Raw genomic sequence first — 23,361 nt, forward strand, 5'->3', positions numbered from 1 at the left:
GGTGCTCAGCAGTTTTGGAAGTCCGGGGAGGCCAGCAGCAAGGCGGCTTGCAGGCGCGGGGGTTCGGCGGCCACGGCGGCACGGGTGCGCGGGCCGATGGTCTCGCCCAGGGTGGCCAGCAGCTCGCTGGCCTGCGGGTTCACGCGCTGCGCCAGGCGGCCGGCCACCTCGGCACGGCGGGCCAGGGCCTCGGGGTCGAGCCAGGCGGCCCGGGTGGTCTTGGGGCCGTCGGGCGTGGGCCAGGCGAAGGGCGCTTGCCCCAGCCCGCGCAGGCCTTGGACCACGGGCTCGACCAGCTCGGGCCGGCCGTTCTGGCCGGTGGCGCGCAGCAGGGTGACGACGAAGCGCTGCGGCGTCTTGAACTTGGCGCCGATCACCTCGGGCGACACGAAACGGGGGTGCGTGAACAGGGCCTGCAAGGTGACGCGCAGGTCGCCGTCGCTCTTCAAAAAGGCGTCGGCCACGGCTTGGATCAGGTCGGCCGGCGGCGCGTCCGACACGAAGTGCAGCGCCAGCTTGGTGGCCAGGTGGCGCGCGGTGCTGGGGTGGCGCGCCAGCTGGTCCAGCGCCCATTCGCCCTGCTGCTGACCGCGGCCGGGCACGCGCTGGCCCAGCCAGGTCTTGGGCCCGTCGTCGTGGCGGCGGGGGTCGAAGGCGAAAAGCTCGTCGGCGCGGTCGCTGCGGCGGCCGCGGCCGGGCGCCAGGGTCCAACCGGTCAGCACGCGGGCCAGCTCGGTCACGTCGGCCTGGGTGTAGCCGCCGTCCACGCCCAGGGTGTGCAGCTCCATCAGCTCGCGGGCGTAGTTCTCGTTCAGGCCGCCCGCGCCACCGCCCGGCGTGCGCACGTTGGCGCCGGCCTTGGTGCTGAGCCAGTTGTCCAGGTAGAACAGCATGGCCGGGTGCTTGGCCGTGGCGCCCAACAGGTCGCGGAAGCGCCCCATGGCGTGCGGCGCGATGGCGCGGTGCAGGTAGTCGCCCACCATCACGCGGCAAAAGCCTTTGGCGATGAACACGTTGAAGTGGTGGAACCAGAAGTCGGTCATCACCGCGTGCAGCTGGCGCGGGCTGTCCAGCGCGGGCAGCAACCAGGTCTGCACGGCCTGGCCCATGGCCTGGCGCACCTGCTCGCGGCGCTCGCTGTTGCCTTCGCTGGGGTCGCGGCGCTGGCTCTCGCGGTAGGCGTTCACCGCGTCGCGCAGCGGCGTGGCGTGCAGGGCGGCCAGGCGTGCGTCCAGTTCGGGCTGGGGCAGGCGCTCGGGCTGCAGCTGCTCGTCCAGGTAGGCGCGCCAGCCCATGGCCTGCACGCGCGCCAAGTCGCCAGGGCGCGGGCCCCAGGCCAGGCGGTTGAGGGCGTGCACGGCCAGGGTCTCGGGCGAGGGTGCTGCCGCGCGCGCGGCAGGCAGCCAGGGCAGCACGGCGGCGGTGCCCAACAGGGTGCGTCGGAAGAGGTTCATGCGGTGCGCCAGGCGTCTTGGGGGCCGAGTCCGGCCGGGGCTTGGGAGAGGCGCTGGCGTGCGTCGGCATCGTCCAGCAGGTGGGCGCGCCACCAGTCGGTGCTGGTGGCGCGGATGAGGGCGTGGTGGCGCTCGGCCTGGGCCACGGCGGCGTCGGGCCGCGGGCGGGCGCTGCGCTGGCCTTGGGCGTTGCCCGAGAAGCTGGCGTGGTCGGCACCGTCCAGCCACAGCTCGGCCTTGCGGCCGCGGCCGCTGGGCAAGGCGTCGTACACCTGGCGCCGGTAGTCGCCGCGGGTGGCGCGCTCGCTGCCCGCAGTGGCGAAGGGGTCGGTGTCGAAGGAGCCGGTGAGGCAGAGCACCGGGCGCTCGATGCCGCCAAAACCACCCTCCCCGCGCGCCGGCGGCGAGGGGCTGAAGGCCGCGAAGGCGCGCGGCCGCGGGTCAGCGAGCGGGGCCGGTCCGCGGCGGCCGTAGCTTTGACCGGCAACGGCCAAGGTGGTGTGCCCGCCGAACGAATGCCCGGCCATGCCGATCGCATCCAGGCGCAGGCGGGCCAGCAGCGCATCGCCCGCGGCCTGGCGGCGCGCCAGCTCGTCGAGCACGAAGCGCACGTCCAGCGCGCGGGCCTCCAGCTGGTCGGCGTTGGCGGCCTTTTGCAACGCACGCGGGCCGCCATGGCGCAGCACCTCGGTGTCGCTGCCCGGGTGCTGCAGGTGCAGGGTGGCGATGCCGGCGTCGGCCCAGGCCTGTGCCCAGGCCCGGCCGGCGTCCACGCTGCCGCCCAGCCCGTGGCTGAACAGCACCAGGGGCACCCGATCGGCGCCTGCCGGCAGGCGCAAGCGCAGGGGCAGTTCGCGCTGGCGGGCCGCGTCGGTCCAGCGCAGGGCGTCGGTGCCGGGTTCGTCGCGCGCGCCGGGGGCCGAGGCCGGCGCAGCGCGCCGTTCGGCACGGCGCTCGGCCCACCGCTCCCGCAGGCCCTGCGCCGTTGCGGCATGGGCCAGCGCCAAGCCACCCAGCGTGAGGAAGATGCGTCGATCAAGCATGGCCGCAGCATGCCCCAGCGGGGGTGCGCCCAGCGTGTGCGCTGTGCAAAGAAGCGTTGCTCTGGCCCGGTCGCCACTTCCGTCACAAGGCATCCTCCCGACGCGGCTCAAGGGCTTGGCCGGCTCGCGACAATCGCGCCATGCCCACGTCCCGCCTGCCGCTCTGGATCGCCCACCTCGCCCTGCTGGGTGGGCTCGCAGCCACGCACGCACTGGCGCAAGCGCCCAGCCCGAGCCCCGCGTCGACGGCGACGCCGCGCTGCACCCAGCCGCTGCGCGTGGCCTTCGTCGACGTGGACCTGGGCCCCTACCTGCCGGGCCAGGGCGACGCCTTTGCCGACCCCCCGGGTCACTTCGTGAACTGGGTGCGCCGCGAGGCCGCGCGCTGGGGCTGTGCCGTCACGCTCAGCCGCCTGCCACCGGCCCGCCTGCAAACCGCCCTGGCGCAGGGCGAGGCCGACCTCGGCATCGGCCTGGCGTCCACGCCCGAGCGCGAAAAGGCCTGGGTGTTTCCGCGCGACGCGCAGCAGCGCATCGACGCCCGCCTGTCCCTGTTCGAGGCCGAGGTGCTGCTGCTGGCCCGCCAGGACGCTGTGGCCCAACTCGGCTGGAACGGACGCGACTTCGCAAGGCCGGTCACCATCGGCGGCGCCAAGGGATCGGCGCCCCTGACCCTGGTGCAGAACCGCGGCTGGAAAGCCGTTCCCGTGATGAGCACACCGCAGGGCCTGCGCATGCTGCGCGCGGGGCGCTTCGACCTGCTCGTCGCCCCCTCGGTGTTGGTGGAGCCGCAAGCGCTGGCGGCCGCGCCAGCGCTCGTGCCCTTGCACCCGCCGCTGGCCGTGAAGACCTACTACGCGCCGGTCAGCCCCGCGCTGTGGAAGGACAACCCGGCCTTGGTGCGGGCCCTGTGGCGCGGCCTGTGCCGCACCGGGCGGGAACACGCCGGCCACAGCACCGCGCGCTGCGACGCTGGCGCCGGCTGAGCAACCGCCCCGCTCGCCTTCAGACTTGCATCAGGCGCAGCAGCGCCGCCACCGTGTTGAGGTTGCGCGCCGTGCCGGCCTCGGCCGCCGGCACGCGCAGCTTGCTGCTGCCCATGCCCGAGGCGTAGTGCACCACCACCTCGCGCGCCAGCAAGGCGATCTCCTCGTCGCGCTGGTGGCGCACCGTGGCCAGCGCATCGGCCGGCACCGGGCCGGGCAAAAAGCTCACCAGCACCCGGTTGGGTGCGGCCTCGCGAAACGGCTGCGCGTCGAGCACGCGCGCCAAGTCCTCGGCCGTGCGCATCACCACGCCCACCTCGCGGCCTTGCTGCGCGGCCAGTGCTTCGCTCAGCAGCGCCTGTACGTCCTCCGAGGGCCGTGGACTGTCCACCAGCAAGTTGCCGCTGGCCAGGTGCGTGCGCACCCGCGTGAATCCCAGGCTCTCGGCCAGCGCACGCAGCTCGGCCATCGGCAAGAGGCCGGTGCCGCCGACGTTGACAGCGCGAAGTAGGGCGAGGTGGGTGGGCATGGCGACGATTGTCGGCATGGCCACAATGCCGTCTGCCTGTCCCCCTCCACTTGCCATGAAGAACTGCATCGCCACCGCCCTGATCGCCGGGGCCTTGGGCCTGTCGGGCGCTGTTCACGCCAGCCGCCCCGCCGTCCCTGCCGAGACCGTGTGCACCTCGGTGCCCGAGCCGCAGTTCACTGGCGTTCGCGAAACGGAGTCGGTGTACGAGGCCGAGCTGACCTTGGAGCAAGGCCGCCCTGTTGCTCTGAGTTTCAAGATTTTGCAGGGCCTGAAAGACCGTCGCGCGCAGCGAGCGGTCATCGTGGCCCTGTCTGACGCCAACCGTGCCATGGCCTGCGGCGACTTCACCGGCAAAGTCAGTCGGCGCCACGTGGTACCCGCCACGCCGGTGCCCCAGCCGTGAGCGGACATCGACCTCGGAGCCGCGGGCCACTGCTTCCTTGCGGTGCCACGGTGCTGGTCCTGCTCCTGGCACCACCAACTCTCGCGACCGAGCCGACGCCAGCCACCGCCTTGCCCCTCCCGGCCATGCGCGCCCTGGCCGACACCTACGCCCGCGTTCGCCAACTGCGCCCCGATGCGCCCCCGCCCGAACAGCTGCTGCTCGGCGCCATGAACGGCATGCTTCGCGGCTGGGCCGACGACGACAGCGCCGTTTGGTCGCCCGAGGACTTGGCCCGCCAGAGCGCCGCCGCCTCGAAGGGCTCGCGCGGCTTAGGCTGGGCCATCGGCGTGCGCGACGGCCACCTCGTCGTGGAGCACCTGCACCCGCGCGGCCCCGCGGCCCAAGCCGGGCTGCGCGTGGGCGACCGCCTGATCGCCTTGAACGGCCAAGGCCCTTCCCTGGGTGCGGCCCAACGGCAAGCATGGACGGATGCGGAGTCCCTGCACGTCACCGTGTGGCGGCCCTCGGCCGAGACCCTGCTGTCGGTTCGCTTGCAGGCCGCCGACCTGCCGGCGCCGACGTGGCAGCTGCGACGCAGCGCCCCTGGCGTGCTTCACCTCACGCCGCCCGATTGGCAGGCCACCGCCGCCACCGACCTGGCGCGCCAACTGGACGCCGCCCAGCGCGAGGCGCCGTTTCGCCGCTTGGTGCTGGACCTGCGCGGGCACAGCGGTGGCGTGCTGAGCGCCGCCGCCGACGTGGCCGCGATGTTCCTGCCCGAAGGCAGCCCGGTGGCCGCGTTGCAGCCCTTGGCCGGGGGCGCCGCCGAGCCCCTGCAAGGCAAAGCGCCCCAACGCAGCAGCCCCGCGTGGCGCACGCTGCCCCTGGTGGTGCGCGTGGACGAGAGCACCGCCGCCGGCGCCGAGCTGGTGGCCGCCGCATTGCAAGACGCCGGCCGCGCCACCGTGGTGGGCCGCCCCACCCTGGGCCACACGCGCATCCGCACGCTGTCGGCCCTGCCCGAGGGCTACGCCCTGTCGCTGGTCACCCACCGCTGGGTGCGCCCAAACACGGAGCGCGCCCAGCGCGACGCCGGCGTGCAGCCCGATTGGCCACTGCACAGCGATGCAGAGTTGGACACCTGGCTCATCGTTCGGTGAGAGACGTCCATTGGATGCTTGGAAGCGCTAGTCAGTACAGGCCGGCTGGGCTGCTTGGATTCCGACAGCAACGCCGATTCGACTGCTATGGTGATCGTTCACCTTGGACCTACAACTCGTTAAGGCGCAGGCACATGCAGCCCTCTCCTCAGGATTTGGCCCAAGAGGCCTCACGCGCGACAGAGATTCTGCAAGGCAAGGTCGTGGCGCGAATCGCTCGCCTGCGCAACACCGAGGTCCTCGTCGAGTTCACTGACGGAACGCGCCTCTTCGTTGATCGGTCTGACTCTGCGGTCGAGCTTTCCATCACAGGAGGAGCATCGGATTGAGTCACATCGACAAGTTGATCGGGCAATTGTTTGGTTGCCACCCAACGAGCACGCGTAGGCCATTCGGTCAGCGCTTTGACCGGTCGCTTTATCTGACGGCTCCACCGTTAAGTGAGCTCGCACGTTGAAGCTAGAAACGATGTTCTGGGCTAGGTCGCGGACGGGTCGCCTGATTGAAGGCGCAGCGTGGGCACTGGATTGGGCCATTGGTCTGGGGCTCGTCTCAGGTGCGGTCGTCGCAGTGGTCTTGGGAAAGCTCTTGCTGGGCGGCATCCTTGCGCTGGTGGCGCTTGGCGTGTTTCTGCGGTTCAAGCGACGGCGGTCCAGATCAACGAATGCAGACGTCGAATGAGCATTGGTCGGTTGGTCGATACCGATCCATTGCTTGCCCCTTTGCGGTACCCGGGTCTTCGCAAGAGGGCTCGCACCTGTGTCGCGAGGTCTGGCCGATCGTTCGAGCCGACGCCGCTGACCGTTGGACCGAGTCGTTGACGTCAGACAGCACTGCCAATCGCCATGTCATCTGCCCTGTTCGCCCAACTTGAGCGCTTGCGCGCGGACGGTGCGCTCGTCCTCCTCAAGTGGGACCCCGAGCGTGTCGTCGACCGCTGCACCGTGGTTGTGACTCGTTCAGACACCGACTACGCCTGGCGCAAAGACTCCGATGACATCGCGGGTGCTGTAGCCGAGGCGGTCGCCGCCTACTGGGCAGCGCACGCAGGCGGGGCTGGCTGACGGAACCGCCTGATCCGCAGACCTCAAACCCCAAGTGCAAATGGCGCACCGTGGTGCGCCCCCAAGGGCCTTCTTGAGTGACAACCATGCCCCAAAGCAATCTCGCCTCCCAGGTCATCGCTGAAGCCGTTTCGTTGATGCGTGCCCAGGCCTTTCCCCTGTTCACATTCGCCCTCTACTTCGACCATGAATCCGAAGCCTTGTCGGTTTGCGCCGACACGGAAGAGAACTCCTCTCAGACGGTCACGGCCATCAATCAGTACAACGCGAAGCACTTTCACCGGTACGTGGCAGAGGGCGACATTCAGATGGCGAAGCTTTGGCAGGCGAACTTGGGGCGCAGTCTGTCGCTGGGGGACTTTTCGATGGTCAACCTCGCGAGGACCCCTGCTTCCGGTGTGGCGCAGTCGGACGAGTTTTTCCTCTCGCTCGTCCATTCGGTGATTGCCCACGAAGCCACCATCCTGGCCCTGTCGCCCACTCCGGAACGCGTGGTCTTCGCGTGCTCGGGCATGACCGACGAAGTCGCCTTCGTGTGGTCAGCCGATGGCGGAACCCACACCTAGGCTTGAGCCGTCATCCACGCCGCCTCCCTGCTTCGCTGTAATGCGGCCAGGGGTGTGGATTCGGTGGTCCAGCGCCCGGGCTGAACAGTGACCCCGAGCCGCGCGGTGCCTGGGGAGTTTGCGGCCCCTCGAGGAATCAGTTCTCCGCGGGGCGGCACGCGGCTCGCATGGTTGGCGTCCGCTGCTGCTCCAGCTAGCCGCGCCCGAACGGCGGCGCGAAGCCGCGCAGGGCGTCTTCGCACTCCGGCAGTTTGGCGTCGGCACCGATCAGCGCTCGCACCTTCGCCACGAAGGCCCGCGCGCGCTCGACTTGGCCGATTTGCACCATCGCCGACACGGCGGGCGCAGCCTCCCCGTCGACGAAGGCCTGGGCAGAACGGCGGGTCTCTTCGGGGCCGCGATCGCTGCGAGCGCGATCCGACAGCCCGTTGAAGGTGCGTTGGATCCCAGCCAGCACCAGGGGTTCGTCGAAATGCTGCATCGCGAGAGAGGCGTTGCCCGCCGCCACCAAGGCGGGCAGGGCGCTTGAGACGAAAGCGGGGAGGTCGGCGGGGCGGTGCATCTGCAGCCACAGGGCGGTGGCGGCACTGCCGGAGGGATCGGCCAGATGCAAATCGAGTGCCACCAGATCGCGAACGGCCTGTTGCTGTGCAGGGCCGCCGGCGCGAACTTGGGCCGCAGCGGCGTCGCGCGCTTCGCGCATGTCCTGCAGCGCGGGCGGGTACAGCTCGGCCAGTGCACGCCAATGGGACAGGGCGAAAGACAGGCGCACGCCACTGTGCGCCGCATCGATCCCCAAGGCGTTGCTGAAGTACCAGCGGTGGTAGGCCGCCACTTGGGCGTAACGGCCAGCCGCCAAGTCAGCACGGGCTTGCCGATCCAACACGTCCAAGTCGGGCTGGGCCGGGGGCGTCCAAACCGGCTCGAGCTTGGGCGCTGGCAGGTCACCCAGGTCGCCAAACCGCGGCGCCTGCCCCGCCAGGGCGGCCATAGTGACGGGCAGGGTGGCTTCTGCGCCCAGCAAGGCTTGGGCGCTGGTGGCCAGGGCCATGGCGCGGTCGAATGCACCGCCCTTGACCAAGGCTGCCACCGTCGGGGCGACCTGGCGGTCCATGCTCTCTTGGGCGTGGCGAATGCGGTCCTGCTCGGTCCATTGCGGGAGCCCGTAGCGGCGATCCATGCCCAACTCGTGCATGCGCTTGGCGTCCCGGAGAAGCTCGTCGGTGTCGATGAACGGCAGCGCCATCGCCACGCGATCGGCCGCCACCAACGCGGGCAGGGCCAAGGGCGCGAAGGTCCGAGCGTCCGCCGGGCGGCGCTCCAGCAACCACGCAAAGCTGTCGGCGGTGGCGCCGGGATCGTTCAGGTGGGCATTCAGCGAGACCAGCTCTTGCATCGCGCTGTGCGATCCATAGCCGCCGGCCCGGACCTTGGCCGCCGCACGGTCGCGCGCGTCGCGCAGGTCAAGCAAGGCCGGGGAGTGCTTCTCGCCCACCAGCCGCCAGTAAGCCAAGGCATACGAGAGCCGGACGCCGCCGTGGGGGCCTGGGGCTCGGCTCATCTCGTGGTAGCGATTGAGGAGTCCAGCGGCCTTCTCCCACTCGCCCTTCGCGATGGCCTCCTGGGCCTGTTGGAACAGCGCATCCACTTCCTTGGCCGACGGCACGATCCACGGTGTCGATTGACCCATGGCAACGCCGCTGCAGAACAACAAAGCGAGCAGCCAACGCGAGCGCGTTGGCTTGACGGTGATTCGATTCAAGGAGCCTCCCTGGAAGCGCCGCTGGGTGGCGCGATCGCGCGGGATTGTGGTCGGCGACACGAGGGCCCCATCCCCCCAGATTGGATGGGGTCAGGGGCCGCCTTCAACGCCTCAGCGCGCCAACGGGCTCCCCGCCTTCCACGCCGCGTCGGCGCTGCGCTGGAACGCCGCCAGGGGCGTGGGTTCGGTGGCCCAGCGCTGGGGTTGCACGAAGTCGGCGCCGTAGACCTCGAAGCGGCGCAGCACCTTGCCTTCGGCCGCGGCCTCGCGGGCGACGAGGAGTTGCAGGCCGTCCTTGTTCGGAGCCCAGCCGGCGAACTCGGCCATGCCCAGGCCGGGCACGGCGGCGCTGGGGGGCAGGACTTGCACGGTGCCATCGCGGCCCAGGCGCCAGAGTTCGGTCCAGCCGTCCAGGGGTTGCACGGCCAGCACGAGCGAGCGGCCGTCGGGGCTGAGGCGGGCGCTGGTGGCGTGCACCCAGGCGTGGGTGCAACGCTGCACGGTGTCGAGCCACTTGCCCTCGGGATTCGGGTGCTGCCAGCGCAGGCAGGTCTCGCCGGGCGTGGCGCCGGCGCTCAACACCAACTGGCCGCTGCCCAAGCGCTGCTCGCGCACGGCGGGGCGGGCGGCCCAACGCATGGGGGCCATGCGCAGCGCGGCCTCGCGCAGGGCGGGGGCGTCGTCGTCGCTCAGCTCGGCGGGGAGCAGCTGGGTCCAGGCGGCCAGGGCCTGGCCGGCGGGGGCGGTGGCGTCGGTGCCGCGCTGGGAGAAGGCCAGGCTGCTGAGCACGCCCACGCGGCGCAGCAGCAGGCGGTTGCGCAGGGGGCCGGGCAGCTCGGTCAGGTTGATGGCGTCCAGCGCCTGGGCGCGGGCGGCATGCACCGCCGCCCACTGGTGGGCCGGGGTGTCGGCGCTCAGGCACTCGGGGCGGGTCAGGGCCAGGGCGGCGCGGGCTTGTTGGTCGGGGCGGGCCGCGGGGTGGCCGCGCAGCAGGCGGGCGGGCTCGGGGTTGGCGCACAGGCGCTGGCTGCCGTCGGCCAGGGGCACGGGGCGCAGGGGGTAGCCGTAGCGGGCGGCCACTTCGGCCTGCGCGGCGGCGCTGCTTTGCTGGCCGGGCGTGGCGGCGGCCTGGGCGCGTTCGGCCAGGCGTTCGTTCACTTCTACCAGCGCGTCCAGCAGCTCGGCGCCGGCGGGGCCGGTGAGCCAGTCGGCCGGGGCGCGTTCGATCACGGCGGCGGCCAGGCCCAGGCCCAGCGCTTCGGCGCCGGGTTGGCGGCGCACCAGGCGCAGCTGGGCGCTGAGCTCGGGCAGCGCGCTGGCGCCGTCCGTCAGGGGCAGCAGGCGCTCGGCGCGCACGAAGCCGCCGCGCTCGCGGCGGTGGTCCCACACCTGCAGCCAGTCGCCTTGGGTGCCGCGCACTTCCAGTGCTTCACCGCGGGTGAGCGGGGTGAGCAGGGGCGCGGCGTCCTTGGGCGCGGCGCGCAGGGCGCTGCCGTCTTGCAGCACCAGGGCCGACGCGGCGTGGGCGGGCTGTGGCAGCAGCAAGGCCAGGGCGATGGCGGCACTGGAAGCCAGGGCCACGGCGGTGGCTTGGGCCAGGGTGTGACGGAGGTGCATTTGCAGGGTGGGCATGGCTCATTCCTCCGAGGTGGTTTGCGTGGCCGGGGCGGGGGCGGCGTCCAGCGGGCCGCCCATCAGGCTGCCGGCGATGCCGGGGGGCGCCACGATGACGCGCACCTTGTCGCTGAGCTTGTCGGCCAGGGTCTTTTGCACCAGCAGCGGGTGCTTGGTGATGAGGCGGCCTTCGCGCTCCATTTGCACGGCGTTGACCTTGCCGATTTCGGCGATGCGGTAGGCCTCGGCGTCGGCCAGCTTTTGGCGCGCCTTGGCCTCGCCCTCGGCCTCGATCTGGCGGGCTTGTGCCGCGCCTTCGGCGAGCTTGACGCGCGACTGGCGCTCGGCCTCGGCTTCGAGTTGGCGCTGCTCGATCTGGCGCTGCTTGAAGGGCAGCACGTGCTTCATGGCTTCTTCCTGGCCCTTGGCCTGGATGAGTTGCTCGCGGGCGGCGGCCTCGGCGGCGATCTCGCGGTTGCGGCGCTCGGTGTTGGCGTTGATCTCGGCCTCTTGGCTTTGCTTGGCGCGCAGCTCCAGGGTGAAGCGCATCTTGTCGGCGGCCAGGCCTTCGGCCAGCAGCGCGTCCATGCCCTTGCGGTAGTCGGCCGGCAGGTCCACGGCGCCGAAGTTCAGGCCCTTGAGCACGATGCCGTCGGCGGCCAGCTGGGTGCGCAGCTCGGCCTCGACGCGGCGCTGGATCTCGGCGCGCTGGCTGCTGAACAGCTCGCGCACCGTGTGCTGCGCCACGTGCTTGTAGAGGATGGAGGCCAGCGCGGGCTCGACGAGCTCGGCATCGATGCGCTCGGGCAGCTTGCGGGCCAGCATGGGCAGCTGCTTGGGATCCAGGCCCAGGCGCAGGCTCACTTCCAGGCCCACCGACAAACCTTCCACGGTTTGCAGGGCTTGCGCGCTGTCGGCGCGCTTCAGGCCTTGGGCCTGCAGCACCCAGTCGCGGGCCGGCAGCAGGCGGGCTTCGTGCACGCCGGGCAGCACCCAGGCGCGGCCTTCGTCCAGCACACCGACGCCGCCCGTCCACGTGTTCGTGCGCACCAGCTGTTGGCCGCGGGGGATGGTTTGCGTTTGCTGGCTCAACCACCAAGCGCCACCGGCCAGCGCGGCCGCGGCGGCCAGGGGCAGCAGGGCGCGGCGCAGGGGCGGCAGGGTGTGGCGGGCCAGGCCCTCGGCGGCGTCCAGCAGGCGTTGACCCACGGTGGGGGCGGTGGGGATCGGGGCGGCGGTGTTGTTCAGCGGGTCGTTCGAGGCGGTCATGGAAGCTCTCCTTGGAGCGGGTGGTCGATGGGTCTCACTGTCCGGCCGACCCCCCGGAGCGCGCCAGGGCGCCGCGGGGTGGGAGTGGGGCGTGCCGCGGAAGAAAGCTTCCGCGCGGGGCGGCTGGGCGCAGTGCGACGATCTCGCCGTGAGCACGCCCATGAACGCCCCCACCCTGCGTATCGCCGTCGTCGAAGACGACCCCCCCACCAGCGACCAGCTCGTGCGCTGGCTGCGCGCCGCCCAGCCGCAGGCGCAGATCGACACCTACTTCGACCGCGACAGCGCCGAGGCCGGGCTGCAGCGCGAGCGCTACGACCTGGTGACGCTGGACCTGGAGCTGGGCCGCGAGCGGCACGCCGGCATCGCCCTCATCAACCTGCTGAACAAGCGCGGCCAGGGCACGCCGGTGTTGGTGGTCAGCGCCATGCCGGCGGCGGTGTACCGCTCCATCATGAAGGCGCTGGACGCCTGGGACTACCTGCAAAAGACGCAGTTCGACGAGGCCGAGTTCATCGACACGGTGCTGGCCCTGGTCCGCCAGACGCGGCAATCCACCGCCCCCGCGAGCGACGACGCCCCCACGCTGGACCCGTTGTGGCAGCGCACCCCGCTGTGGCGCGGCCAGAAGCTGAACCTGCCGCTGACGGCGCAGCGCATCCTGGCCACGCTGCTGGAGCACCGCGGCGAGGTGGTGGCCTACGAGACCCTGTTCGACGCCGTGAAGAGCGGCCGCAGCCGCGACAACGTGCGCAAGCACATCGCCACCATCCGTGACGCGCTGCGCGAGGTGGACCCGGCCTTCGACGGCATCGAGAGCGTGCCCATGCGGGGCTTTCGCTGGTCGGCGCGGTGAACCGCTTCAACCCGCACTTGCCAAGGCTGCCGCGGCTGCCCCTCGCGGCCTTTCGGCGGCGCGCGCTGCTGCGCGCCGTGTTCCTGGCCCTGCTGGCCGGCAGCGCGTTCTTGGTGCTGCAGCTGCTGACCGACGAGCGCCAGCGCCTGCAGCGCGCCTACGAGGCCGGCTTTCGCGGCCAGCTGGACGTGCTGGCCGAGCGCCTGCGCCACCCCAGCGGGCAGTTGGCCCTGCGCAACGCCGACCGCCCGGCTGACACGGCGCAGGGCAGCGTGCCCCTGCGCCTGCCCTTCGGCGCCATCGACTTCGACGACCCGGCCAAGGCCGAGCGCGCGGTGGAGATGAGCGGCTGCGCGCAGCGCCACGCCGACGGCAGCGAGGCCTGCATCGCCGTGGGCCAGCGCGCCAGCGCCGGGGCCTTCGTGTACGCCGTGGTGCGATTGCAAGCCGGGCCCTTGCTGGGCCGCACGCCCGGGCAAACCGCCTTGGACGAGGTGCACCGCGCCCAGGTGCTGCTGACCCACGCCGGCCAGCGGCAGCGCTGGCTGGCCCCGCTGGAGCTGCTGAGCGAGCGCCGCGGCCAACTCGCCGGCTTTGCGACTGACGCCGACGCGCTGGACCCCCGCGCCCGTCCCGACCGCGACTTCCGCGGGTGGCTCTGGCAAGAGCCCGCCTGCGTGCAAGACGGCGACGACCCCACCACCTGCGCGCGCCGCACCCTGCTCACGCTGCGCGTGCCCGTGGCCGCCTGGCGCGAGGCCGCGCGCGCTGGCGCGGCCTGGCCGCCGGCCGACCTGCCCCAACTGCGCGTGGCCGTGCAGCTGCTGGGCCCGGATCCGCAGCGCGGCCTGCTGTTCGACAGCCTGCGCCCCGGGGCCAGCCCCGCGCCGGGCGTGCAAGACCTGGCCGCCAGCCTGCAAGCGGGCGAGCTGCTGACGGTGTTCGCCGCGCAGGGCGAGGCCCCCATCGCTCGCGTGCAAGGCCCGGCCCCCGCAGGGCAGGCGGCCTACCCCTGGCTCACCCGCCTGATCCGCCGCCTGCCCGCGGCGCGCCTGGAGGGCCCGCTGCAGGCCGAGGCCACGCTGCCCAGCGGCCACCGCCTGCGCCTGGAAGGCGACCTCAAGAGCGTGGACCGCACGCTGAGTGCCACGGCCACGCGCTACGCCGGCTACTTCGGCGGTCTGGCCGGCGCCATCGCACTGGCCTGGTTGATCGTCGAGATCGGCCTGCTGCGCCGCATGGCGCAACTGACCCGCCGCGCCAACGCCCTGACCTTGCAGCTGCAGCGCGCGCCCGACCAGCTGCCGCCGCTGGACGTGGACGACTTGAAGGGCCGCGACGAGCTGGGCATCTTGGCCGGCACGCTGAGCGAGCTGCTGGGCCGCGCCCGCGAGCACCTGCGCGGCGAGCAGTTGCGCGCCCACCAAGAGCGTGAGCAGTGGCAGGCCGTCGGCCACGAAATCATGAGCCCGCTGCAAAGCCTGCTGGCCCTGCACGGGGCCGAGGACGACGCCAGCCGCCGCTACCTGCTGCGCATGCAGGCGGCGCTGAACCTGCTGTACGGCCAGGCCTCGGTGGGCGAGGCGCTGACGCAGGCCCAGGTGCAGCGCGAGCGACTGGACCTGGCCGACTTCCTGCGCCAGGTCGCCGCCAACGCCCCCTACGCCGGCATCGAGCAGGTGGTGGCCGAGGGCTGCGAGGCGCCCTGCGAGGTGTTGGCCGATGCGCTGAAACTCGAGGACGCCCTGACCCATTTGCTGACCAACGCGCAGCGCTACCGCGTGGCCGGCACGCCCATCGTGCTGCGCCTGAGCACCACCGAAGACAGCGCCCTGGTGGAGGTGCACAACCAGGGCCCGACCATCGACCCAGCGCGCCTGGCCACCCTGTTCGAGCTGGGCGCGGGCGACGCCGAGGGCCCCACGCACCGCGGCCAAGGCCTGTTCATCGCCCGCGGCTACCTGGCCAAGATGGGCGGCGCGATCGCCGTGCGCAACGCCGACGGCGGCGTCATCTTCACGCTGAGCCTGCCGCGCGCGACCTAGGGTTTTCGGGCGGCCCCGCCGCGCTCGCCGCGGCGCACCATGACAGCATGGTGACGATGGACCTTTTGTGGCGCTACTGGACGCCCGCCGAGCTGCAGGTCAACCTGCTGGTGTTCGCCAACATCCTGGGCGCCCTGCTGCTGGGCCTGGTGGTGGGCTACGAGCGCACGTACCACGGCAGGGCGGCGGGCATGCGCACCTACGGCCTGGTGTGCATGGCCTCGTGCGCGCTCACGGTGCTCACCGCCCACCCGCTGCACTGGTTCGGCGGCCTGCCGGCCAGCACCTTCGCGCACTACGTGCCGCCGGACCCGACGCGGGTCATCCAAGGCATCGTCACCGGCATCGGCTTCTTGGGCGCCGGGATGATCATGAAGGACGGCATGTCCATCAGCGGGCTGACCTCGGCCGCCTCGCTGTGGGCCTCATCGGCCATCGGCATCTTGGTCGGCGTGGGCTTCTACGCGGCGGCCATCCTGCTCACAATCCTGTCGGCCAGCTTGATGATGTGGGCGGCGCGCATCGAGCGCCTGCTGCCATCGCGACCGGCGATCACGTTGACGCTGACCTACCGCGCCGGCGTGGAGCCCGATCGCGGGGCCGTGGAGGCCGCCGCGCAGGCGCGGGGCTACCGGGTGGCGCCGGGCTCCTTCCACGTGCGCTACACCGAGGGGCGGCACGTGTGGCGTTTCGTGGCCCAGGAGGTGGACCGGGCCAAGGCCGTGCCGCTCACCGGCCTGGGCGAAGACCTCGCCCGCCTGCCGGGGCTCGAAGGCTTCGAGATCGGGCACGCGCGCAACTGAGGCGCCCCCTCGGGGGCGCACTCCCGCTCAGTGCGGTTCGCCCTCCGGGCAGGTTTGGCGATCTTTGAAGTACGGGCGCGTTTGGCGGCACAGGCGCTGCCAGAAGTGGCGCACCCAGGCTTCGTTGGCCGCGGCGAACTGCGGGTTCACCGGCGCGAAGAATCGCAGGTGGAACATCGTCGGCCCCACCGCCCGAACGGCACCGCCGCCGGCGGCCAGCACGTCGGGCATCAAGACCACGTCGAAGCGCCCCCGGTGCAGCATGGTCCAGCCCTTCGCGAAATCGGGCGTCAGCTCCACGCGCAGTCCCTCTGCCGCCAGGGCGTCGGCGTAAAGCGATCCGCGCAGCGCGCCGTAGCGCAAGGCCGCGGGGCCGTTCTGGCTCAGCTTGGCCTGCACCGCGGGGTGGCGCTGGGCGGTGGCGTACAGCCGAATGTCGATTTCGGCGATCGCCCAGCGCTCGTCGGGCCGCCCATGGGCGTCGACCGGGAAGCGCATCAGGCGCTGGCGCTCGTCGCTGGCGGCCAGCCCAATGGCCACGTCCAACTCCCCCGCGCTCAAGGCCTGCACCAGGCGGCGCACGGGCAAGCGGTGCAGGCGCACGGGGCAGTCCAGGCCCTTGAGCGTGCGCTGCAAGGCCTCGACCAGGGTGCCCGGCGGCGTGGCAAATCGCTCCCCTTGGCCCAGCACAAAGGGGCGCAGGTCAACGTCCAGAAAGCCCACGCGAAGCGCGGGGGGGCAGGGAAGCGGCGCGGCAGGCGGCGTTGCCGCCTCGAGCCGGGTGCACCCCAGGAGGACGGCCGCGCAACCGGCCAGTAGGCGAGCTCGGCAGGGCATGACGGCATGTTCGGCCGCACGCCTCCACCCAAGATCAGTACAAATACTTATCTAAGGTTATTTATTCGCTATGGTTGACTTGTGAAGAATTTATGATCGATTCCCTCACGGCCCCGCCCAGCCCTGCGGGCCGAGCTCTTGGCGCAGCACGGCGGGGGGGTAAAAGCGGCGCATCGCCCGCTGGACGTGCCCGCCCGCCACCATCGACTCCAGGGCCGCCAGCAGGCGGTCTTGCGCGTCCACCGGCATCGAATGGCGCGACACGTAGGCCCCGCCTTCGTACATGGGCAGGCCGCCCAAAGGGTGCAGGGCAAAGCGCGCGTACTGCCCCACGTCGGCCTCCAGCGATTCGCCGTACACGGTCAAGGGGTTGAGCACGGTGAACTGCACGCGCCCGGCCTGCACCATGCGCAAGGCGGTGCTGGGGTCGCGCACCATGGTCACGCGGTGCTGCAGGCTCAGGGCCCGCAGGAACTCGTCGTAAGTGGGCCCGAAGGTGTAGCCGCTCACCAGGGCACCCAGCCACTCGCGCCGGGCCAACAAGGCGTGGATGTCGCCAGGAACGGGGACACCGCTGACATCGGACCGGGTGACCAGGTGCACCACGCCCTTGAAGAAGGGCGCAAACCGGGCCACAGCGTCGCGCCGCGGGTGGCGCACCGCCGGCCAAAAGATGTCGGCCTCATGCGTCTCGAAGAACATCTTGACCTGCCGCGCCCGCGGCGTGAGCCGCGCCTCCACCGGGCAGCCCAGGCGGCGCGCCAGCAACTCCACCAGGTCGGGCAGCACGCCGTCCAGGTGCTCCTCGCGCAGCTGCACCAAGGCGCCCGCCGGCGACAAGGGCATGCGCAAAGGGCGGCACGCGGCGCCTCGCCCCGCGGCCGCTGCCGGCCCCACACCGAAGGCGGCACTCGCCGCCACCCAAGCCAAGGCTTGCCGGCGGCAGGGGCAAAGGAAGGGGGCGCGGCGCGGCATCGCCCCATCGTGGCGCGGCGCCGCACCAGCAGCAAAGGAATAAATACCTATTGGCGCAAATCTTGAGGGGATTTGCTCGCCCTCAGGCCACGCGCCGCTGCGTTCGTGCGTCGAACAGGTGCAAGGACTCCGGCGCCCACTGCAGGTGCACCAGGTCGCCCACGCGCTCGCGCACCTGGCCCGGCACGCGGGCGGTCAGGCGGCCCAGGGCGGTGTCGGCGGCCACGTAGGTTTCCGGGCCGGTGGGTTCGATGAGGTGGATGCGCGCGGGCAGGCCGCGGTCGGCGAACTGCAACGCCTCGGGGCGCAGGCCCAGCAGGCAGTCGCCTTCGGGCAGGCGCTCGGTTTGCGCCTCGGTCAGCATCAGCATCTGCCCGTTGGCGGCCAGGCCGCCCAAGGCGCGCTGGGCGTTGACCCAGTTGATGGCGGGCGAGCCGATGAACTCGGCCACGAACACGGTGGCCGGCGCGGTGTAGATCTCGTGCGGGGTACCGAACTGCTGCACCTGCCCGTCCTTCATCACGGCGATGCGGTCGCCCAGGGTCATGGCCTCGACTTGGTCGTGCGTGACGTACACGGTGGTGGTGCGCGTGCGCTGGTGCAGCAGCTTGATCTCGGCGCGCATCTCCACGCGCAACTTGGCGTCGAGGTTGGACAGGGGCTCGTCGAACAAGAACAGCTGCGGCTCGCGCGCCAAGGCGCGGCCCATGGCCACGCGCTGGCGCTGCCCGCCGCTGAGCTGTGCGGGGCGGCGGTCCAGCAGGTGCTGGATCTGCAGCAGCTCGGCCACCTGCTGCACCTTGGCCTCGCGCTGCGCTTTGGGCACCTTGCGCATTTCGAGCGCGAAGGCGATGTTCTGCGCCACGTTCATGTTCGGGTAGAGCGCGTAGCTCTGGAACACCATGGCGATGTCGCGGTCCTTGCTGGGCAAGTGCGTGATGTCGCGATCGCCCAGGTGGATGTGGCCGCTGGTGGGCTGGTCCAGGCCCGCGATCATGCTCAGCAAGGTGCTCTTGCCGCAGCCGCTGGGGCCGACCAGGATGAGGAACTCGCCGGGCTCGATCGCGATGTCGATGCCCTTGAGGATCTCGGTCTCGTGGAAGGTCTTGCGGATGCCTTGGATCTTGAGGGACTGCATGTCAGCCTTTCACGGCGCCAGCGGTCAAGCCGCGCACGAAGTACTTGCCGGCCAGCACGTAGACGATCAGCGTGGGCAGCGCGGCGATGAGCGCGCCGGCCATGTCCACGTTGTATTCCTTGACGCTGCTGGTCGTGTTGGCGAGGTTGTTGAGGCCCACGGTGATGGGCTTGTTGTCGAAGCCGCTGAACACGGCGCCGTACAGGAAGTCGTTCCAAATGGCGGTGAACTGCCAGATGACGGTGACGGTGACGATGGGCCCCGACAGCGGCACCAGGATGCGCCAGAAGAAGGTCCAGAAGCCCGCGCCGTCCAGCTGCGCCGCCTTCAGCAACTCGCCAGGCACGCCCAGGTAGTAGTTGCGGAAGAAGAGCGTCGTGCTGGGCAGGCCGGCCAGCACGTGCACCAGCACCAGGCCCACCAGCGAGTCGCTCAAGTTCAACCAGCCCAGCACCTGGCTCATGGGCAGCAGCACCACCTGCATGGGCATGAACACGCCGAACAGGATGAGCGCGAACATCAGCTCGCTGCCGCGGAAGCGCCACTGCGTGAGCACGTAGCCGTTCAGCGCCCCCAGCACGGTGGAGACGATCACCGCCGGGATGACCATGGCCACCGAGTTCAAGAAAAAGGGCTGCAGGCCGTTGCACTGCATGCCGGTGCAGGCGCTGCCCCAGGCCTTGGCCCAGGCGCTGAAGTCCAGCGAGGGCGGCAGGCTCAGCAGGCCGCCGGCGTACAGCGCGTCCATGCTTTTGAACGAGGTCGCCAGCATCACGTACAGCGGCGCCAAGAACACCAGCGCCAGCGCGGCCAGCACGGCGCCCAGGAAGAGGCGGTGCGCTTTCATCGCTTGGCCCTCAGCTCGGAGTACAGGTAGGGCACCACGATGGCGGCGATGGTGGCCAGCATCATGGTGGCGCTGGCCGCACCCAGGCCGATCTGCCCGCGGGTGAAGGCCATCGTGTACATGAAGGTGGCGGGCAGGTCGGTGGCGTAGCCGGGGCCGCCGGCGGTCAGCGCCATCACCAGGTCAAAACTCTTGATGGCCAGGTGCGAGACGATCATCAGCGTCGAGAAAAACACCGGGCGGAGGCTGGGGATGAGGATGCGCGCGTAAATCTGCGGCAGGCTCGCGCCGTCCACCTGCGCAGCCTTGACGATGGACTCGTCGATGGCGCGCAAGCCGGCCAGGAACAAGGCCATCACGAAGCCCGCGCTTTGCCAGATGGCGGCGATGACGACGCAGTACAGCGCCTTGTCGGGGTCGATCAGCCAGTCGAACTTCACGGTGGTGAAGCCCAGGTCGTGCAGCACCTTCTCCAGGCCCAGGCCGGGGTTCAAGATCCACTTCCAGGCGGTGCCGGTGACGATGAAGGACAGCGCCATCGGGTACAGGAACACCGTGCGCAGCGCGCCTTCGGCGCGGATCTTTTGGTCGAGCAGCACGGCCATCAACAGGCCCAGGGCCATGGCCCCGCCGATGAACAGGCCGCCGAACACCGCCAGGTTGCGCAGCGCGAGCCACCAGCGTTCGCTGGCCCACAGGGATTGGTAGTGCACGAGGCCGGCCCACTCGTAGTTGGGCAGCAGGCGCGAAGCCGAGAACGACAGGTAGCCGTTCCAGGCGATGAGCCCGTAGATGAAGCCCATGGCCAGCACGAAGGACGGTGCAAGCACCAGCTTCGGCAGCCACGGCGTGGAGGGCGATGAAGACAACATGGGAACCCGAAGGGCAATTCAAAAAAGGGCGGCCTCGCCCCCGTTCAAAGCAAGGCCGCCGTCAAACCACGCGAGCCCCGGGGCGGTGGGCGCCCAGGGCTCGCGTCTCCCTCTGCTCAGGACCCCTTGGCCGCGGCGGCGATGCGCTGCTTGGCCTGCGCCACCGTCATGCTGTCGTTGTTCCAGAACTGGCTCACGACGTCCTTGATGCCGCCTTCCACCGCCGAAGGCACGGCCATGCCGTGGGCGATGGAGGGCACCAGGCTGCCGCCCTTGGCCGTGGCCAGGAAGTCGGCGTTGCTTTGCTTGGCGCAGTCGTCGAACTTGTCCATCTTCAGGTCGGTGCGCACCGGGATGGAGCCCTTGTTCAGGTTGAACAGCTCTTGGAACTCGGGCGACATCACGGCCGACGCGAAGTCGCGCTGGGCCGCCTGGTTGGCCGAGTTCTTCAGCTTGAAGAGCGCAAAGCTGTCGACGTTGAAGGTGAAGCTCTTGGCCGTGCCGGGGGCGGCGGCGCAGACGAAGTCCTTGCCCGGGGCCTTGCCCGCGGCAAGGAACTCGCCCTTGGCCCAGTCGCCCATCAGCTGCATGCCGGCCTCGCCCTTGATGACCATGGCCGTGGCCAGGTTCCAGTCGCGGCCGGGGCTGTTCTTGTCGGTGTAGGCCTTGACCTTGCGGAAGGTCTCCAGCACCTTGTCCATCGTGGCGCTGTTCAGCGTCGCGGCGTCCAGCTGCACCAAAGCCTTCTTGTAGAACTCCGGCCCACCCACGCCCAGGGCCACCGACTCGAACACGGTGAAGTCCTGCCAGTTCTGGCCGCCGTGGGCCAGGGGGATGACGCCGGCCTTCTTCAGCGCCTCGGCGGCGACGAAGAACTCGTCCCAGGTGGTGGGCGCCTTCACCCCGGCCTTCTTGAGCACGGCGGCGTTGGCCCACAGCCAGTTCACGCGGTGCACGTTCACCGGCGCGGCCACGTACTGGCCGTTGAACTTCATCACGTCGCTGACCACCTTGGGCAGCTTGGCGTCCCAGCCCTCGGCCTTGGCCACGGCGTCCATCGGCTGCAGCAGGCCTTCGCGCGCCCACTCCTGGATGGAGGGGCCCTTGATTTGCGCCGCCGCCGGGGCGTTGCCCGAGACCACGCGGCTCTTGAGCACGGTCATCGCCGAGTCGCCGCCGCCGCCGGCCACGGCGAAGTCCTTCCAGGTGTGGCCCTTGGCCTGCAGGCTGGCCTTCAGGCCTTGCGCGGCCTTGGCCTCGCCCCCGGCCGTCCACCAGTGCAGCACTTCCACCTCGCCGGCTTGCGCGGCGCTGCTCAAGGCCAGCGCCAGGCTGGCGGCCACCATCGTCAGTTTTGCGTTCATCGTGTGTCTCCTCGGGGAATCAGAACCACCACTCGACCTGGGCGCCAGCGCTGGTGCCCGAGGTCTTGCCGTTGAAGGCCGGGTTGCCGGTCACGTTGCCCGCGGCGGCGTTCCACTTGGCCGTGGTGACGTAGAAGCGCAGCTCGGGGCGCGACCAGAAGCTGCTGTCGATCGACAGGGTCGGGGCCAGGGTCAGTTTCGTCAGGCGCGCGGTGGCGCCGCCCTCGGGCTTGTACTGGCTCACGCCCAGCTCGCTGACGAACTTGAAGTGGCGCGACAGGCCGTAGCTCATGCGCCCGCCGATGGAGCTGGACGTGGTGCTCACGCCCGCGCCGTTGGTTTCCTTGGCCAGCAGCAGCATGACCTGGCCGCCCAGCGCGCCGCTTTGGCCGTTGAACGACTCGACGATGCGCCAGCCCTTGGCCTTGCTGCCGGCGCTCAGGTCGCCGAAGTTGCTGTTCAGCGCGGCCGAGCCTTGCGACAGCTGCACCCACAGGGTGTTGCTCAGGCCCGTGCCCAGGAACTTGCTTTGGTCGTGGCGCAGGGCCAGGGCCGCGCCCGAGGTGCCGCCCGTGAACTGGCCCTTGGTCAACGTGGCGAAGACGTTGAGCTTGGCGTCGTCGTTGGCGGGCAGGTTCACCCACTCGAAGTTGACGCGGTGGCCCGGCTTGTTGGGCTGGTCGTCGTTCTTGTAGTACGCCACACCAAAGGTGCCGCCCACGTTCTTCACGCCAGCGCCCACGCCCTTCATCTCGGTGAAGAAGGTGTCGACGATGTGCACGTCGCCGCGGCGGCCGCGCTCCTTGCCGATCCAGAAGGTGGCCTCGGGGGCGAAGTCAAAGCCCTTGACCTCGGCCCACAGCTGCTCGATGGCCAGGCCCTTGCCGTCGGTGTCGGTGTTGCCCGTGTAGTGGTTCGTCATCAGGCTGACGCGGGCCTCCAGGCCGTCCTTCTTGACGTCCTGGCTCAGCAAGAACTCGCCGTACAGGTCGCACTCGTTGCCCAGGCGGTACTTCATGCCGCTGGTGCCGCCGTTCAGGGCGTAGCAGGCGCGGTTGGTGCTGTTGCTCGTCAGGCCAGGGCCGGCGCGGAAGTAACCGCTCCAGTCCACGGCCTGCGCGGTGGGGGCGCTCAACGCGCCGGTCAGGGCCAGCAGGGCGGCCAGGGGCAGGCGCGCCATGCAGCGCACGCCAGGGGTTCGGGTCATGGGGGGGTCTCCTCGGGGTTTTGGTGCTGCTGTGGCGCCAGGTTCCGGATCCCGACGTTCAGCAAACGTTCATGTTCGCTAGCGGGGCGGATGTTAAGGAGACGTTCAGGTCGATGAATCGGTAGTTACCTTAATGTTTCATGAACACCTGGTAACTCCGGGGGTCGAGGCCCCGGGGCGCCGTGGCGGCGCCTTCAGGGGGCGCGGCGCTCGAAGTGCAGCAGGTCCCACCAGGCCCCGCCCAGCTCCAGGCTGCGGGTGGAGCGGCCGTACACGCTGAAGCCGTTGCGCGTCAGCACGCGCACGGAGCCCAGGTTCTCGGGCCGGGCGGTGGCCTCCAAGCGCACCAGGCCGTGCACGCCAAAGGCCTGCGCCAGCACCAAGCGCACGGCCTCGCTGGCCACGCCGCGGCCGGCGTGCCAGGAGTCTGGGTGGCAGCAGCTCAGGCTGGCGCCGAGGTCCCAGGGGCGACAGGCTAGGCGTCGGCGACGCCGCGTGGCAGGCCACGTCAGGAGCCGGCAACGACGCTTGTCGCCCCTGTGGCTCGGCCCGAAGGGTGGCCCCTGGATCCGGCGCATACGT

General features: G+C 70.8%; 22 protein-coding genes. 8 read left to right on the forward strand and 14 right to left on the reverse strand.

From position 1 onward, the window contains the following. Positions 1-5 precede the first annotated feature (5 nt). Together EOD73_RS12795 and EOD73_RS12800 are read right to left on the reverse strand one after the other, a co-directional pair. Positions 6-1,454 carry a DUF1800 domain-containing protein gene (locus tag EOD73_RS12795; protein ID WP_127683394.1) on the reverse strand — a complete coding sequence of 483 codons (1,449 nt, stop codon included), beginning with the start codon at positions 1,452-1,454 and terminating at the stop codon, positions 6-8. Continuing rightward, complete coding sequence (locus EOD73_RS12800; protein ID WP_127683395.1) at positions 1,451-2,497, reverse strand: alpha/beta hydrolase family protein; 1,047 nt, start codon at positions 2,495-2,497, stop codon at positions 1,451-1,453. Before EOD73_RS12800 ends, EOD73_RS12795 begins: the two co-directional genes overlap by 4 nt. 140 nt (positions 2,498-2,637) lie before the next feature. Between EOD73_RS12800 and EOD73_RS12805 the strand changes: the two genes are divergently transcribed. After that, positions 2,638-3,483 (forward strand): substrate-binding periplasmic protein, encoded by an 846-nt coding sequence (locus EOD73_RS12805; protein WP_127683396.1) that lies wholly within the window; start codon positions 2,638-2,640, stop codon positions 3,481-3,483. A 19-nt stretch (positions 3,484-3,502) separates the two neighbouring features. Here the strand turns inward: EOD73_RS12805 and EOD73_RS12810 are convergent, their stop codons facing one another. Beyond that, positions 3,503-4,012: a DUF1697 domain-containing protein gene (locus tag EOD73_RS12810; protein ID WP_127683397.1), complete on the reverse strand. Its 510-nt coding sequence runs from the start codon at positions 4,010-4,012 to the stop codon at positions 3,503-3,505. 55 nt (positions 4,013-4,067) lie between these two features. On the opposite strand from EOD73_RS12810, the gene EOD73_RS12815 reads away from it, so the two are divergent. The 4 genes from EOD73_RS12815 to EOD73_RS12835 all read left to right on the forward strand — a co-directional run bounded on the left by EOD73_RS12815 (position 4,068) and on the right by EOD73_RS12835 (position 7,190). Next, positions 4,068-4,418, forward strand: coding sequence for a hypothetical protein (locus EOD73_RS12815; RefSeq protein WP_127683398.1), 351 nt, complete (start codon positions 4,068-4,070; stop codon positions 4,416-4,418). A 50-nt stretch (positions 4,419-4,468) separates the two neighbouring features. Then, on the forward strand, positions 4,469-5,560 hold the full coding sequence (locus EOD73_RS12820; protein WP_127683399.1) for a S41 family peptidase: 1,092 nt from the start codon (positions 4,469-4,471) through the stop codon (positions 5,558-5,560). 845 nt (positions 5,561-6,405) lie between these two features. Further along, entirely contained in the window at positions 6,406-6,624 is a 219-nt protein-coding gene (locus EOD73_RS12830) for a hypothetical protein (protein ID WP_127683400.1), read from the forward strand. 86 nt (positions 6,625-6,710) lie between these two features. Further along, positions 6,711-7,190 (forward strand): hypothetical protein, encoded by a 480-nt coding sequence (locus EOD73_RS12835; RefSeq protein WP_127683401.1) that lies wholly within the window; start codon positions 6,711-6,713, stop codon positions 7,188-7,190. Between the two features lie 193 nt (positions 7,191-7,383). Here EOD73_RS12835 and EOD73_RS12840 read toward each other — a convergent pair whose 3' ends face one another. The 3 genes from EOD73_RS12840 to EOD73_RS12850 form a co-directional block, all read right to left on the reverse strand. Beyond that, positions 7,384-8,952, reverse strand: a complete 1,569-nt coding sequence (locus EOD73_RS12840; protein WP_127683402.1) for a hypothetical protein — start codon at positions 8,950-8,952, stop codon at positions 7,384-7,386. Between the two features lie 111 nt (positions 8,953-9,063). Further along, positions 9,064-10,584: an SH3 domain-containing protein gene (locus EOD73_RS12845; RefSeq protein ID WP_127683403.1), complete on the reverse strand. Its 1,521-nt coding sequence runs from the start codon at positions 10,582-10,584 to the stop codon at positions 9,064-9,066. 3 nt (positions 10,585-10,587) lie between these two features. Then, complete coding sequence (locus tag EOD73_RS12850) at positions 10,588-11,835, reverse strand: SPFH domain-containing protein (protein ID WP_127683404.1); 1,248 nt, start codon at positions 11,833-11,835, stop codon at positions 10,588-10,590. Positions 11,836-11,995: 160 nt separating this feature from the next. On the opposite strand from EOD73_RS12850, the gene EOD73_RS12855 reads away from it, so the two are divergent. From EOD73_RS12855 to EOD73_RS12865, 3 genes are read left to right on the forward strand one after another with little or no spacing between them, the layout of a single operon-like run. Beyond that, the gene (locus tag EOD73_RS12855) at positions 11,996-12,691 is read left to right on the forward strand and encodes a response regulator transcription factor (protein WP_127683405.1); all 696 of its coding nucleotides are present in this window, start codon (positions 11,996-11,998) and stop codon (positions 12,689-12,691) included. Next, a complete protein-coding gene (locus EOD73_RS12860) occupies positions 12,688-14,736 on the forward strand; it encodes a sensor histidine kinase (protein ID WP_127683406.1) in 2,049 nt (682 codons plus the stop codon). The genes EOD73_RS12855 and EOD73_RS12860 overlap by 4 nt, the downstream gene beginning before the upstream one ends. Before the next feature lie 56 nt (positions 14,737-14,792). After that, on the forward strand, positions 14,793-15,539 hold the full coding sequence (locus tag EOD73_RS12865; RefSeq protein WP_310733058.1) for an MgtC/SapB family protein: 747 nt from the start codon (positions 14,793-14,795) through the stop codon (positions 15,537-15,539). Between the two features lie 27 nt (positions 15,540-15,566). Here the strand turns inward: EOD73_RS12865 and EOD73_RS12870 are convergent, their stop codons facing one another. The 8 genes from EOD73_RS12870 to EOD73_RS17900 all read right to left on the reverse strand — a co-directional run bounded on the left by EOD73_RS12870 (position 15,567) and on the right by EOD73_RS17900 (position 23,357). Further along, positions 15,567-16,262, reverse strand: a complete 696-nt coding sequence (locus EOD73_RS12870; RefSeq protein WP_127683408.1) for a transporter substrate-binding domain-containing protein — start codon at positions 16,260-16,262, stop codon at positions 15,567-15,569. A gap of 219 nt (positions 16,263-16,481) precedes the next feature. Further along, positions 16,482-17,222, reverse strand: a complete 741-nt coding sequence (locus tag EOD73_RS12875) for a substrate-binding periplasmic protein (RefSeq protein WP_127683409.1) — start codon at positions 17,220-17,222, stop codon at positions 16,482-16,484. 211 nt (positions 17,223-17,433) lie between these two features. Next, positions 17,434-18,489: an ABC transporter ATP-binding protein gene (locus EOD73_RS12880; protein ID WP_127683410.1), complete on the reverse strand. Its 1,056-nt coding sequence runs from the start codon at positions 18,487-18,489 to the stop codon at positions 17,434-17,436. Between the two features lies 1 nt (position 18,490). Further along, complete coding sequence (locus EOD73_RS12885) at positions 18,491-19,336, reverse strand: carbohydrate ABC transporter permease (RefSeq protein ID WP_127683411.1); 846 nt, start codon at positions 19,334-19,336, stop codon at positions 18,491-18,493. Then, complete coding sequence (locus EOD73_RS12890) at positions 19,333-20,208, reverse strand: carbohydrate ABC transporter permease (protein ID WP_127683412.1); 876 nt, start codon at positions 20,206-20,208, stop codon at positions 19,333-19,335. Before EOD73_RS12890 ends, EOD73_RS12885 begins: the two co-directional genes overlap by 4 nt. Before the next feature lie 116 nt (positions 20,209-20,324). After that, positions 20,325-21,572 carry an ABC transporter substrate-binding protein gene (locus EOD73_RS12895; protein ID WP_127683413.1) on the reverse strand — a complete coding sequence of 416 codons (1,248 nt, stop codon included), beginning with the start codon at positions 21,570-21,572 and terminating at the stop codon, positions 20,325-20,327. Between the two features lie 19 nt (positions 21,573-21,591). Further along, positions 21,592-22,779, reverse strand: coding sequence for a maltoporin (locus EOD73_RS12900; protein WP_127683414.1), 1,188 nt, complete (start codon positions 22,777-22,779; stop codon positions 21,592-21,594). 194 nt (positions 22,780-22,973) lie between these two features. Next, a complete protein-coding gene (locus EOD73_RS17900) occupies positions 22,974-23,357 on the reverse strand; it encodes a GNAT family N-acetyltransferase (RefSeq protein ID WP_127683415.1) in 384 nt (127 codons plus the stop codon). Positions 23,358-23,361: the final 4 nt, after the last annotated feature.

The sequence above is a fragment of the Inhella crocodyli genome (genome assembly GCF_004004565.1).
Classification (GTDB): domain Bacteria; phylum Pseudomonadota; class Gammaproteobacteria; order Burkholderiales; family Burkholderiaceae_C; genus Inhella; species Inhella crocodyli.